We start from the raw sequence: 13,028 nt of genomic DNA, 5'->3' as shown, positions 1-13,028 counted from the left end.
ATTGTGTCCAAAGCTGCCGCGGCCCATATGCGTCCCCATGCAATCCAGGGCCGCTTCGTCCGGCCCACCGCAAGGTGAGGCCGATTTCAAGACGCTGAAGCGTTTCCTTCCCTATCTGTGGCCGGCCGATCGCTCCGATCTGAAACTGCGCGTTGTCGGCGCGCTGTGCCTCGTGTTGCTGGCCAAGGGCGTCATGCTCGCCATGCCTTACACGCTGAAGCTGGCGCTCGATGCGATGTCCGACAATCTGTCGGGCGGGGCCGGCGTGGCGATGGCGCTGGTTGCCTCCTATGCACTGGCCCGCTTCGGCGGCGTGCTGTTCGACAATTTCCGCAATGCGCTGTTCGAAAAGGTTGGCCAGGAAGCCGCGCGCCACCTCAGTCTAGATGTGTTCAGTCACATCCACCGGCTTTCGCTGCGTTTCCACCTCGAACGCCGCACCGGCGCACTCACCCGGCTGATCGAGCGCGGCACCAAGAGCATCGACACCATGCTCTATTTCCTGCTGTTCAATATCTTCCCGACCGTGATCGAACTCACCGCCGTCTGCATCTTGTTCGGGCGGGGTTTCGGCTGGGAACTGGTGGTGGCCACGCTGGCGATGGTCGCGGCGTACATTGTCTACACCCAGCGCATCACCGATTGGCGCGCCAACCTGCGCCGCGAAATGGTGACCAGCGACCAGAACGCCACAGCGCGCGCCGTGGACAGCCTGCTGAATTACGAAACAGTCAAATATTTCAACGCGGAAGCGCACGAAAATGCCAATTATGGCCGTGCCATCAAGCGTTACACCGATGCCGCCACCAAATCCGAAGTCAGCCTCGCCTGGCTCAACATCGGGCAGAGCTTCATCACCAACGCGCTGATGGCCGGCGCGCTGGTCTATGTGGTGTGGGGCTGGGATCAGGGCCGCTTCACCATCGGCGATATTGCCTTCGTCAATGGCCTGCTGATGCAGTTGTTCCGCCCGCTCGATCTGCTCGGCATGGTCTATCGCGAAATCCGCCAGGGCCTGATCGACATGGACGCGATGTTCCGCCTGATCGACACCGCGCCGGAAATCGCCGACGCGCCGGGCGCGGTTCCACTCAGCCTGTCGGGCGCGCGGGTCACCTTCGACGCCGTGCAGTTCGGCTATGATCCGCGCCGGCAGATCCTGCACGGCGTCAGCTTCGACGTGGAACCGGGGCGCAAGCTCGCCGTGGTCGGCCATTCGGGCGCCGGCAAATCGACGCTCAGCCGCATCCTCTACCGCTTCTACGACATCCAGGGCGGCCGCGTGCTGATCGACGGGCAGGATATTGCCCATGTCACGCAAGACAGTCTGCGCCGCACCATCGGCATCGTTCCGCAGGATACGGTGCTGTTCAACGACAGCATCGGTTACAACATCGCCTATGGCCGGCCAGATGCAACGGAGGCTGAGATCATTGCGGCAGCGCGCGGCGCGGCCATCCACGATTTCATTCTGAGCCTGCCCGATGGCTACAAGACGCAAGTGGGCGAACGCGGACTGAAACTGTCGGGCGGCGAAAAACAGCGCGTCGCCATCGCCCGCACCATCCTGAAGAACCCGGCAATCCTGATCCTTGACGAAGCCACCAGCGCGCTCGATTCAGCGACGGAGGCCAGCATCCAGGACGCGCTGGGCGGTGTATCCGCCGGGCGCACCACCATCGTGATCGCCCACCGCCTATCCACCATCACCGATGCCGATGAGATCATCGTGATGGACGCCGGCCGCATCAGCGAACGCGGCCGCCATGAGGAATTGCTGGCGCAGGCCGGCGCCTATGCCGAGATGTGGGCGCTGCAACAGGCCGAGGAAGACGACAGCACCGCCGAGCCGGCGACCGCGTGAAACAAATCGGGGGCCGGCTCTTGTGAGCCGCCCCCCTTTTTTTACGCAAGAAACGAAACGCTTACGGCAGCACAACCGCGTCGACGACGTGGATCACGCCGTTGGACTGCATCACATCGGCCTGGCGCACATGGCTCATGCCGCCCTTGGCGTCGCGCAGCATCACCAGATTGCCCATCATGGAGGCGGTCAGCTTGCCGCCCTGCACGGTGGTCAGTTCGGCCTTGCCGCCGCCGGCCTTGATGGCGTTCACCACATCAGCGGCGGTGAACTTGCCGGCCACCACGTGATAGGTGAGCACGGCGGTGAGCGTGGCCTTGTTTTCCGGCTTCAGCAGGGTTTCCACCGTGCCGGCCGGCAGCTTGGCGAAAGCGGCGTTGGTGGGGGCGAACACGGTGAACGGGCCCTTGCCCTTCAGCGTTTCAACCAGGCCAGCGGCCTTCACGGCAGCAACCAGCGTGGTGTGATCGGCCGAGTTCACGGCATTATCGATAATATCCTTGGTGGGCAGCATGGGGGCGCCGCCCACGATCGGCTGTGCGCTGACCATGGGGGACAGGCCGGCCGCGGCAATGACAAACAGCGCAGCGCGCAGGGCAGTGTTGGAACGCATGAGATTCTCCATCTCGTTGATCAGGTGCCGCCGGAATAGGCGAGCCCCTCAGATACACAATATGGGTGACAAGGCTGCACTTGCCAGTGCCGCTGCGACGAAATGGGCCAGCAATCAGTCAGCCGACAATTTGCCGGTCGCAATCACCGGCCCGGTGGGCGCGCCGGTGGGCGAACCGCCGGTGGGTTCGATGGAAATCGCCAGGATCACGCCGGGTTTGAGTCCGGCCAGCCGATCGCGCGGGATGGTCTGGCTGCGACCGACGGCGATATCGATCACGCCCAGCGACCGCGGCGGATTCTTGCCTTCGATCACCCACAGTTCCGGAACCGTGCCGCCGGTGGCCTTATCGCTGGCTGAAACCGGGGCCAAACGTACCTGGCCGTTGGCCGGATCAAAGGCGGCGGCAATCAGCGGCTTGCCATCGGCATCAGCCAGCGTTGCGACCAGCGCCGGGCCATCGGCAACAGTGGCCGGCACACCGGGCGCCACGGCACCGGGCTGCACCAGAGCAGCGACGGCCACCGCCGGCAGCGCCGCGGCACGCCGCGGCTGCGGTTCCACCTCTGCTGCGATTGCCGCCAACACCGATGGCGGCGGGGCAACACCCGGCGTCACGTCATCCAACGGCGCCAGCAGCGTTTGCCAGCGTTCAACCGCTGCGCGGACTTCGGGATCGCTCAACAGGCGCAGTTCGGCCGCCTTGCGCTCGGCACGGCTACCGCCGCCCAGCGCATGGTCCATGGCCAGGGCTTCCAGTTCGGTCAGGCCATCAAGGCCGCTGGGCTGGGGCTGCTGGCTCATGCCTGGCTTCCTTCCAGAAGGTCGCGCAGGCGGATCAGGCCGCGCCGTACCCAGCTTTTCAAGGTGCCCACCGGCACCTGTTCACGCGCTGCCAGCTCATCATAGGTTACACCATCAAAATAGCAGGCGCGGATGGCAGCGGCATGGCGCGGTTCCAGCGTGGCCAGCGCCGCCGCGATGCGCCGTGCATCCTGATCATGGATCAGCCCGGCATCCTGCGCTGGTCCGCCATCGGCCAGATCAATGGCAGCCTCCATCGGGACGTGGGCGCGCGGTGGGCGGGCGCGCAAACGATCGATGGCGCGGTTGCGCGCGATGGTGGCTGCCCACGTGATCGGGCTGGCTTTCGACGCATCAAAGGTCGCCGCCTTTCGCCACACGATGAGATACACTTCCTGCAACACGTCTTCGGATTCCTGCCGTTCGATCAAGAAACGCAGGATCACGCCAACGAGTTTTGCACTGGTGCGATCATAAAATGCCTGGAAGGCGGCGGCATCGCCATCGGCGACCCGCACCAGCAAGGCCGCCAGCTCGGTCGAGCCGGTGGTAAAGGGTTGATTCGGGCGGCTCAAGGCCGGGCACCCGGCATCTGGATGGGGCCATCTGCACTGCCGGTGATGAACTGGCGCACGTAGGCATTGTCGCAGGCAGCAAGGCCGGCCAACGGCCCGTTCCAGATGATCTTTCCCGCGTGCAACATGGCAACACTATCGGCGATCAAACGCACTCTCGCCATGTCGTGCGTAATGGTAATTGCGGTGATTTTCAAATCCGTAACCAAAGTGCGGATCAGCCGGTTGATCACCGCCGCCGTGATCGGGTCCAGCCCCGCCGTCGGCTCATCGAAGAAGATGATCGGCGGACGCGCCGCGATGGCGCGGGCCAGGGCGACACGTTTCTGCATCCCGCCGGAAAGCTCGGCCGGCTTGAGATCGGCCACCTCCGCTGCCAGGCCCACCCGGGCCAGATTGTCGATGGCCGCCGACCGACGATCGGCCGGAGTGCCCCACAGCGCACAGCTGATATTGCGCCACACGGGCAGCGAATCGAACAGCGCGCCGCCCTGGAACAACATGCCGAACCGGGTGCGATGGGCATCAAGCGCGGCGCCCCTCAGCCCGGCGACCTCCTCACCATCCACCTTGATCGATCCGCCATCGATCGGGATCAGCCCCAGGATGCACTTCAACATCACCGATTTTCCGGTGCCGGAACCGCCGATGATCACCAGGCTTTCCCCCGGCATCACAGCCACATCAAGGCCATCGAGCACCTGGCGGCTGCCAAAGCGCTTGGACACGCCGGCCAGTTCGATCCGCGGCGTCATGAACCAAACACGATCACGGTGATGATCAGGTTGGATAGCAGGATCAGGATGAAGCTGGAGACCACAGCATTGGTCGTCGCCCGCCCAACGCCGGCCGCGCCGCCGCCGCTGTGATAACCATGGTAACAGCCCATCAGCGCGATGAAGAATCCGAACACCCCGGCCTTCACCAGCGACGAGACGACGTCATCTACCTCAAGATACCGCTGCGTGGTGGCGAGATATTGCGCGCTGTTGAAGCCCAGCCGCTGCGTCGCCAGCAGCCAGCCGCCCATCACACCCAGCGCGTTCGACACCAGCACCAGGAACGGCATCACCAGCACGCCGGCGAGAATGCGCGGGCCGACCAGCCAGCGGAAGGGATCGGTGCGCAGCGTCACCAGCGCGTCGATCTGTTCCGTCACCCGCATCGTGCCCAGTTCGGCCGCCATGGCGCTGGCGACACGGCCGGCCACCATCAGCCCGCCCAGCACCGGGCCAAGTTCACGCACCACACCGATCACAGTGACGGCCGGCACTGTAGAGGCCGCGTTGAAGCGGCTGCCACCGATGAAGATCTACTGCGCCAGCGCGGAACCCGTGAAAATCGCGGTGAGGCCCACCACCGGCAAGGACAGCCAGCCGATCACCAGCATCTGCTGCGCCATCTGGGCTGGATACCACGGCGGTTGCAGCAGCCGGCTGAGCGCGGTGACGGCAAAGCGCGTCAGCCGGCCGATGCTCGCCAGCGCCGCCAGCAGCGGCGCGCCGATGGCGACCAGCGCGGCGATCATGCCCACACCCGTTCGAAACGCTGGCCCAGCGCCACCAGCAGTTCATAGCTGGTGCGGCCCGACAGGCTGGCCGCGGTTTCGGGATCGAAGGGGATATCCAGCCAGTCACCCTCGGTCAGCGCCGGCGCGTCGGTAACGTCAAACGCGGCCAGATCCATGGAAACGCGGCCCGCTGCCGAGCAGCGCACACCAGCCGCAATCGCCCAGGCCACGCCCGACAGGCCGCGCGCATAACCATCGGCGTAGCCCAAGGCCACCGTGGCGATGCGGCTGGGCCGGCTGGCCACGAACGCGGCCGCATAGCCCACCGAGCCGCCGGACGGCACGTCGCGCAGCTGGATAATGCGGGCCTGCATTCGGCCCACTGTGCGGGACATGCGGCCATCCGGCATTAACCCGCCGCCGAACAGGCCAATGCCGGGACGCACCAGATCGAGATGGAACGCCGGGCCAAGCGCGATGCCCGCACTGTTGGCCAGGGCATAGGCGCCCGCTGGCACGCGCGCCGTCACCTCGGCAAAACAGGCACGCTGGGCCTCGTTCAGCGGGTGCGCCGGATTGTCGGCACAGGCGAGATGGCTGTGCAGCACCGCCACCTCCATCCCGGCCAGCACGTCCGCCGTTTCTGCCGGGGCAAGGCCGAGCCGGTTCATGCCGCTGTCCACCATCGCTTCGCATGGCCGACCGGTCTGCCGCCACAGCGCGACCTGTGCAGCCGTCACCAGCACTGGCCGAGCCGGCAAGGCGAGCGCAGCTGGAAGCTCGTCCGCCGTAACGCCATGAAGAACCGATAGGATGATGCCATCGGGCAACGGCAGCAACGGTGGCACTTCCTGCCAGTGTGCCACATAAAAATGCCGGCAGCCGACCGCGGCCAGCCGCACCAGTGTTTCACGCGCGCCTAGGCCATAGCCATCGGCCTTGATCGCCGCACCGCACGCGGCACCACCCACGGCACGGGCGAAATCCTGCCAGTTGGCGATCAGCGCAGCGCTGTCGAGCAGCAGCCGCGCTTGCGGCGGAGGGGGGGGCGGGGGCGACACCGCACCGGATTAGTGCGGTTGTTCATGGCGGCGCAAGCCATTGCGGTGTATCACCGCGTCATGAACCGCTCGATCATCTCCGCCGCTCTTGGTGCCTTGGCTATTGCCGCGGGTAGCGCCTTGGCGCTTGCGCCAGCCTATGCACAGGCCCAGCCCAAGCCCGATACGGAATTCTGCGCCAAGATGCGCGCGCAGGATCCGGGCGGCATCTGCACGGCCAAGGGCGAATATGTGACCCCGGAGAAGGTCTACAAACCCGATGGCACGGTGATCAATCGCTCGACAGGCGATTGAGCGCTCGGGCGGCGGCCCTCAATCAAACAGCGAACTGACCGAGCTTTCTTCGGCGGTCCGCCGCATGGCTTCGGCGAGCAGCGGCGCGATGGTGATGCGCCGCACCTTCTGCGCGGCCTTCACCGCCGCAGTCGCCGCAATCGAATCGGTGACGACCAGTTCCGCCAGCGCCGAACCATCGACGCGCGCAACCGCGCCACCCGAAAGCACGCCGTGGCTCACATAGGCGGTCACGCTCTTTGCGCCGGATTCGAGCAGGGCGGCGGCCGCGTTGCACAGCGTGCCGGCCGAATCGACGATGTCATCCACCAGGATGCAGCGGCGGCAGCGCACATCACCAATGATGTTCATCACTTCCGATTCGCCGGGCCGTTCGCGGCGCTTGTCGACGATGGCCAGCGGCGCGTTACCCAGCCGCTTGGCCAGGGCGCGGGCGCGCACCACGCCGCCCACGTCGGGCGAGACGACCATCAGATCTTTCATGCCCATGCGCGCCGTGATGTCGGCCGCCATGACCGGGGCGGCAAACAGATTGTCGGTGGGGATATCGAAGAAACCCTGAATCTGGCCGGCATGCAGATCAAGGCACAGCACGCGATCAGCGCCGGCCATGGTGATGAGATTGGCCACCAGCTTGGCCGAAATCGGCGTGCGAGAGCCGGATTTGCGATCCTGGCGGGCGTAACCAAAATAGGGCACCACCGCCGTGATCCGCCGCGCCGACGCGCGTCGCAGCGCATCGATGCAGATCAGCAATTCCATCAGATTGTCATTGGCAGGCGCCGCGGTGGACTGGACCACGAACACATCTTCGCCGCGCACATTTTCATGAATTTCAACGAAGATTTCTTCATCGGCAAAGCGGCGCACCGACGCGCTAGTAAGCGGGATTTCCAGGTAGGCGGCAATCGCCTGGGCCAGTTCGGGATTGCCGTTGCCGGCCAGAATCTTCATGTCGCGGCGCCCTAGCTGACGGGTTTGGCTGGCCATAGCCGCCCTGTCACACAGGTGCAACCTTGGCTGCGGCCTTACGCGCCGATTGCGGCCACCAAAGCGTCCACCAAAGGCACATCGGCTGGCGGCATCGGCAGCACCGCCATCGCCTTGGGGTATTCCCAGCGCAGCGGCTGGCCATCGCGGCCGTGCGGCTGCCCCTTCCACTGTCGACACCAGTACAGCAGCATCACCAGATGGAAATCGGGATAGCCAAAGCTGACGAAGGTGAAGGGCGCCAACTCTTCGGCCACGATGCCCAGCTCCTCATCCAGCTCGCGCACCAGGGCGGCTTCCGGCGATTCGCCCGACTCCAGCTTGCCGCCGGGAAATTCCCACAGGCCGGCCAGCGATTTCCCTTCCGGGCGCTGGGCGAGCAGCACCCGGCCATCGCCATCCACCAAGGCGGCGGCAACGACATAAACGATCTTCATCAGCGCAACGTCACCAGCTTCACACGGTCGCCGGCCTTCAACTTGGCGTTGGCGCGCAGCTGGTTGAGCGTGAGGAAGCGCGCCATCTTGTCGTCATCATAGGCCATGCGGTTGGCCAGGCTCTGCAGCGTGTCGTTGGCGCCAACCCGCACCACCTGCAGGCGGCGGCTGCGGATGCTGGCGATGTCCTGCGGGCTCAGCCGGCGCACGCTGGCCGCAACCGGCGCCACGCCCCCCAACTGGCCCTGCGGCGCGATGCTGACCAGCGTAAGCGTCAGCTGCGGCGACCAGCGGTACACCGTGAGTGTTGCTTCCACCGGGCCGGCCTGCGATCCGGCGCGGATGCTGCCTTCCAGCGCCTCCACCCCGTTGATCCGTGTGGCACGCATCGGCTGGGCCGAAACCCCCAGTTGCTGCCAGCGGGCGCCGGCGATGCTGTTCAGATCAGCGTTGCGCGCATCGGCGGCGCGCAGATCAAAGCGCAGATTGCCCGGCCCGCTGCCGGTGACGGCCTGCGACGAATTGCTGATCGCAAAACCACGCGGCGCATCCAACGCCAGCGCCAGCCCGCCGTGGCGGAAGCCGCTGCCCACCACCACGCCTTCGGCCGGATCATCATCATAGATCATGCCGTCGATGGCATTGAGGAACGCATCAGGGTTGAGGGCGCGACTGGAGGTGCGAATGCCCTGCGCTTCGGTGCGCATCCGCGCCACGCGTTCGCCGCTGGGCGGATGGGTGGAAAGCCACTTCGATGGTTCGGCGCCGCCCTGGCCCTTCAGCCGCGCCTCCAGCGCCGTCTGCGCGCCCAGCGCCGCCAGGCTGTCGGTGGCGGCATTGGGATCATAGCCGGCGGTGGTCAGATAGCGCACCCCCAGGCTGTCCGCCTGGTGTTCCTGATCGCGGCTGTAGCCCAGCGTGGTCAGCCCTGCGACCAGCCCGGCCCCGCGCCCGATCAGATCAGAACCGGTGAGCGCCCCGGCCACACCCGCCAATACGTTTGACAGCGCGGCGCGGTTCTGGCGCTTCTGGCCATGACGGGCCGCGACATGCGCCACTTCATGCCCCATCACGAAGGCCATTTCGGCCTCGTCGTTCATCAGCGCCAGCAGTTGTCGGGTGATGTAGACATAGCCGCCGGGTATGGCGAAGGCGTTGTTCACATTGGAATTCAGCAAGGTCACGGTGTAATCCGTCGCCCGCGCGCCGCCGCCCGATTGCACGGCAATCTTCTGGCCAACGCCCCGCACATAATCCGCCACCGGCCCGCTCATGGCGCCACCGAATTGCTGCAGGATCTGCGGATGGGCTTGCGCGCCCGACCGGCGCTCGCTTTCGGTCAGGCCGGGGGGTGCCTGCGCCAGCGCCGGGACGGCCAGCAAGGCTGACAAGGCAAGCGTGCGAACCAGATTTTTCATCGGCGCAGCATAACGTGAAAGCGGGTCATTGCGCCAGAAGGCGGCGGAAGGTGGTTCTAGAGATTGCGGCCCATCGCCAGATATTTGGCTCGGCGGGCCTTCACCAGCGCGGCCGGCGACAGCGCCAGCAATGGCTGCAATTCGCTGGCAATCGCCATCGACAGCGAGGCGATGGCGGCCGCCGAATCACGATGGGCGCCGCCGAGCGGTTCGGACACAATGGTATCGATCACACCGAGCGCCTTGCAGTCGGCCGCCGACACCTTCATCGCTTCGGCTGCGTCTGCCGCGCGATTGGCCTGCTTGTCGGCATTGCGCCACAGGATGGAGGCGCAGCCTTCCGGCGAGATCACCGCATAAACCGCGTGTTCCAGCATGATCACTCGATCGGCCGCGGCGATGCCGATGGCGCCGCCCGACATGCCTTCACCCGTAATGGCGGTGATGATCGGCACCGGCGCACCGAGGAAAGCGGCGGTGGCACGCGCAATGGCTTCGGCTTGGCCGCGGGCTTCACCGTCAACGCCGGGATAAGCGCCGGCACTGTCAACCAAGGTGATCACCGGCACGTTGAATCGGGCGGCAAGCTCCACCAACCGCGCGGCCTTGCGATAGCCCTCGGGCCGTCCCATGCCGAAATTGTGGCGAACGCGGGAAGCGGTGTCGTTGCCCTTTTCATGGCCGATCAGCATCACCGGGACGTTCAGCCCGCGCAGCTTGCCCAGCCCGCCCAATATGGCGAGATCCTCGCCATAGGCGCGGTCACCAGCCAGCGGCGTGAAATCCTCCACCAGTGCCTTGGCGATGTCGGAAAAATGCGGCCGCGCCGGGTGGCGGGCCACCAGCGTCTTCTGCCACGGCGACAGCTTGGCATAGGTCTCGGCCAGCAGGCGGCGCGCGGCACCTTCAGCGTGGCGGGCGCCGGCATCATCGCCGGCGGCGCGATAATCGGTCGCGCGCTGGGCGATCTGGGCGATCGGCTTTTCAAAGTCGAGATAGGTGCTCACAGGCCTTCGCCTAGGCGAAATGACGCGGCGTGGTCAATGGCCGCAACGTCACAGCCAAGCTCACTGCCGCTGCCAGCGGAAATACCACACCTCATGGCCCAACCGGCGCGCCTTGGCTTCATAGCGCGTCTGCGGCCAATCGGCGGGCCGGGTGAGGAAGTCCGCCGCAGTGTCGCCCAACCAGCGGAAATCGCTGCGCTTGGCCATCTGCATCAGCGCCCAGCGGCAATAGATCGGGTGATCGGTGCCGAACCGGAATTCACCGCCCGGCTTGAGCACGCGGGCGATGCGATCAATCGGCCCGGGGTTCATGAAACGGCGCTTGGCGTGGCGGGCCTTGGGCCAGGGATCAGGGTGGAGCAGGAACATGCGTTCCACGCTGGCTTCGGGCAGCCGTTCCAGCACATCAAGCGCATCGCCATGGTGGATGCGCACGTTGGTGAGACCACCATTGCGCACCGCCATCAACGCGCCGACCACGCCATCCACAAACGGTTCGGCACCGATCAGGCCCACATCGGGGTGCATAGCCGCCTGCCCGGCCATATGCTCGCCCTTGCCAAAGCCGATTTCTAGCCACAGCGGGCGCTCATCGCCAAACAGGCCCGGTGCGGTAATCGGCCTTTCCGGCGGCACCGCGAGGCGCGGCAACAGATCGGCAAACAATTCGGCCTGGCCCTGGCGCAAGGCGTGGCCCTGCCGGCGGCCGTAAAGGCGGCGGATGGTGGTCGGATCGGAAACCCCAGAATCGCTGATTGCGTCGCTCATGGTGGCGGCCATGCCCGATTGCGTGCCTGTGGAAAAGGGCAGGCGTGGCCATTGATGCAGATCAAGGCACCAGGATGCCGCCGGCCCGAAACTGCGATCCAGATTCGGGAGGATAGATGATGGACGCTCATACCCCGGCCCGCCCGGCCCCTGAAAGCGCAGGCTCAGGCGCGATCACCGATGTTGATGTGCTGGTGATTGGTGCCGGCATTTCCGGGCTCTCCGCAGCCTGGCACCTGCAGCAACGCCTGCCACACAAGCGCTTCCTGGTACTGGAACGGGAGGCCAGTTACGGCGGCACCTGGCTCACCCACAAATTCCCCGGCATCCGTTCCGATAGCGATCTTTATACCTTCGGCTTCGGCTTCAAACCGTCGGTGGGGCCGCCAATCGCCACGGCCGGCGAAATCCAGGCCTATCTGGGCGAGATGATCGAGGAGAATGACCTCGATCGCCACATCCGCTATAATCACAGCATCGAAACGGCCAAGTGGGACAGCGCCACCGCGCGCTGGACGCTCACCGCTACCCTGCCCGATGGCACGCGCCGCCAGTTTCGCGCCAATTTCCTGTGGATGGCGCAAGGCTATTACCGGCACCATGAGGGCTTTTGGCCAGATTATCCAGGCATGGCCGATTTCAAGGGCGCACTGCTCCACACCGAAGAGTGGGACGAGCGCACCGACTATGAAGGCAAGCGCGTCGTGCTGATCGGATCGGGCGCAACGGCGGCCACCGTGGTTCCGGCGATGGCGGAAAAAGCGTCCCACATCACCATGATCCAGCGCAGCCCGACCTATTTCATGCCGGGTCAGAACGTGAATGAAACCGCCGAGATGTTGCGGCCTCTGGGCCTGGATCCGGCTGTCGTGCACGATGTGGTGCGGCGCAAGATTCTGTTCGATCAGGATCAGATCGTGCGCCAGTGCCGTGAAGCCCCTGAAGCCGTCACGGCCGAACTGCTGGCTGGGGTGCAGGCGCTGCTGCCCGAAGGCTTTGACATGAAGCACTTCACACCCAACTACCGGCCATAGCGGCAACGGCTGGCCTTCGTGCCCGATGGCGATCTGTTCGCTGGCGTGCGCGCCGGCATGGCCGATGTCGTCACCGGCACGATCGCGCGCTTCACGCCCAATGGCGTGGAGATGCAGGATGGTACGCACGTCCCAGCCGACATGATCGTGCTCGCCACCGGCTTCAACCTGTGTGTGTTCGGTGACATTGCTTTCTCAATCGACGGCAAGCCGCTGGACATGGGCGATACCGTGACCTGGCGCGGCATGATGTTCACCGGCGTGCCCAATCTGGTCTGGGTGTTCGGCTATTTCCGGGCGAGTTGGACGCTACGCTCCGACATGATCTCGGAATTCACCTGCCGGCTGCTGCAGCACATGGACGAGAAAGGCGTCGACAGGGTCGAGGTGGTGCTGCCACCCGATCTTGTCGACAGCCCACGCGGCCTTTGGGTGGATCCGGAGGACTTCAACCCCGGTTATCTCGCCCGCGGCCAGCACTTGCTGCCGAAAACTGCGCCCGGCCCGGAATGGCGCCACACCCAGGATTACTGGCGCGAAAAGGATGAGATCCAGCGGGTTGATCTCGACGGGCCGGCCTTCCGCTATGCCAGATGCAGGCTGCCTATGACCACCTGAGACAACAGCACGGCTTGCACACTGCCACATCTTTG

The 13,028-nt window shown here is 65.3% G+C and carries 14 protein-coding genes and 1 pseudogene; 4 read left to right on the top strand and 11 right to left on the bottom strand.

All coding sequences use genetic code 11. The features are described from left to right. The first annotated feature begins 37 nt into the window (after positions 1-37). A complete protein-coding gene (locus Q7O19_RS02760) occupies positions 38-1,864 on the top strand; it encodes an ABC transporter ATP-binding protein/permease (protein WP_303808499.1) in 1,827 nt (608 codons plus the stop codon). A 61-nt stretch (positions 1,865-1,925) separates the two neighbouring features. Here Q7O19_RS02760 and Q7O19_RS02755 read toward each other — a convergent pair whose 3' ends face one another. The 6 genes and pseudogenes from Q7O19_RS02755 to Q7O19_RS02730 all read right to left on the bottom strand — a co-directional run bounded on the left by Q7O19_RS02755 (position 1,926) and on the right by Q7O19_RS02730 (position 6,427). Beyond that, positions 1,926-2,414: a fasciclin domain-containing protein gene (locus tag Q7O19_RS02755; RefSeq protein ID WP_303808540.1), complete on the bottom strand. Its 489-nt coding sequence runs from the start codon at positions 2,412-2,414 to the stop codon at positions 1,926-1,928. A 177-nt stretch (positions 2,415-2,591) separates the two neighbouring features. Beyond that, a complete protein-coding gene (locus tag Q7O19_RS02750) occupies positions 2,592-3,281 on the bottom strand; it encodes an anti-sigma factor domain-containing protein (RefSeq protein ID WP_303808498.1) in 690 nt (229 codons plus the stop codon). Continuing rightward, positions 3,278-3,856 carry a sigma-70 family RNA polymerase sigma factor gene (locus Q7O19_RS02745; RefSeq protein WP_303808496.1) on the bottom strand — a complete coding sequence of 193 codons (579 nt, stop codon included), beginning with the start codon at positions 3,854-3,856 and terminating at the stop codon, positions 3,278-3,280. The genes Q7O19_RS02750 and Q7O19_RS02745 overlap by 4 nt, the downstream gene beginning before the upstream one ends. Beyond that, a complete protein-coding gene (locus tag Q7O19_RS02740) occupies positions 3,853-4,611 on the bottom strand; it encodes an ABC transporter ATP-binding protein (RefSeq protein ID WP_303808495.1) in 759 nt (252 codons plus the stop codon). The genes Q7O19_RS02745 and Q7O19_RS02740 overlap by 4 nt, the downstream gene beginning before the upstream one ends. Further along, a pseudogene (locus Q7O19_RS02735) lies at positions 4,608-5,384 on the bottom strand (MlaE family ABC transporter permease). The gene Q7O19_RS02740 and the pseudogene Q7O19_RS02735 overlap by 4 nt, the downstream one beginning before the upstream one ends. Continuing rightward, entirely contained in the window at positions 5,381-6,427 is a 1,047-nt protein-coding gene (locus Q7O19_RS02730; RefSeq protein WP_303808494.1) for an alanine racemase, read from the bottom strand. The pseudogene Q7O19_RS02735 and the gene Q7O19_RS02730 overlap by 4 nt, the downstream one beginning before the upstream one ends. A gap of 24 nt (positions 6,428-6,451) precedes the next feature. Here Q7O19_RS02730 and Q7O19_RS02725 point away from each other — a divergent pair, with 24 nt between their 5' ends. Beyond that, positions 6,452-6,721 carry a hypothetical protein gene (locus tag Q7O19_RS02725; protein WP_303808493.1) on the top strand — a complete coding sequence of 90 codons (270 nt, stop codon included), beginning with the start codon at positions 6,452-6,454 and terminating at the stop codon, positions 6,719-6,721. Positions 6,722-6,739: 18 nt separating this feature from the next. Here the strand turns inward: Q7O19_RS02725 and Q7O19_RS02720 are convergent, their stop codons facing one another. The 5 genes from Q7O19_RS02720 to trmB form a co-directional block, all read right to left on the bottom strand. Next, entirely contained in the window at positions 6,740-7,675 is a 936-nt protein-coding gene (locus tag Q7O19_RS02720; protein ID WP_303808491.1) for a ribose-phosphate pyrophosphokinase, read from the bottom strand. A 74-nt stretch (positions 7,676-7,749) separates the two neighbouring features. Then, a complete protein-coding gene (mutT, locus tag Q7O19_RS02715; protein WP_303808489.1) occupies positions 7,750-8,148 on the bottom strand; it encodes an 8-oxo-dGTP diphosphatase MutT in 399 nt (132 codons plus the stop codon). Continuing rightward, positions 8,148-9,566, bottom strand: a complete 1,419-nt coding sequence (locus Q7O19_RS02710; RefSeq protein WP_303808488.1) for a M48 family metalloprotease — start codon at positions 9,564-9,566, stop codon at positions 8,148-8,150. Before Q7O19_RS02710 ends, mutT begins: the two co-directional genes overlap by 1 nt. Before the next feature lie 56 nt (positions 9,567-9,622). Next, positions 9,623-10,573 (bottom strand): acetyl-CoA carboxylase carboxyltransferase subunit alpha, encoded by a 951-nt coding sequence (locus Q7O19_RS02705; protein WP_303808487.1) that lies wholly within the window; start codon positions 10,571-10,573, stop codon positions 9,623-9,625. A 60-nt stretch (positions 10,574-10,633) separates the two neighbouring features. Next, positions 10,634-11,329: a tRNA (guanosine(46)-N7)-methyltransferase TrmB gene (gene trmB, locus Q7O19_RS02700; RefSeq protein WP_303808539.1), complete on the bottom strand. Its 696-nt coding sequence runs from the start codon at positions 11,327-11,329 to the stop codon at positions 10,634-10,636. Positions 11,330-11,457: 128 nt separating this feature from the next. Between trmB and Q7O19_RS02695 the strand changes: the two genes are divergently transcribed. Beyond that, positions 11,458-12,375: an NAD(P)/FAD-dependent oxidoreductase gene (locus tag Q7O19_RS02695; protein WP_303808486.1), complete on the top strand. Its 918-nt coding sequence runs from the start codon at positions 11,458-11,460 to the stop codon at positions 12,373-12,375. A gap of 18 nt (positions 12,376-12,393) precedes the next feature. Continuing rightward, positions 12,394-12,993 carry a hypothetical protein gene (locus Q7O19_RS02690; RefSeq protein ID WP_303808485.1) on the top strand — a complete coding sequence of 200 codons (600 nt, stop codon included), beginning with the start codon at positions 12,394-12,396 and terminating at the stop codon, positions 12,991-12,993. Positions 12,994-13,028: the final 35 nt, after the last annotated feature.

The sequence above is a fragment of the Sandarakinorhabdus limnophila DSM 17366 genome (assembly GCF_945882885.1).
GTDB classification, from domain to species: Bacteria; Pseudomonadota; Alphaproteobacteria; order Sphingomonadales; family Sphingomonadaceae; genus Sandarakinorhabdus; species Sandarakinorhabdus limnophila_A.
The sequence above is the reverse complement of the archived record's forward strand: the minus strand, read 5'-3'. Positions and strand labels throughout refer to the sequence as shown.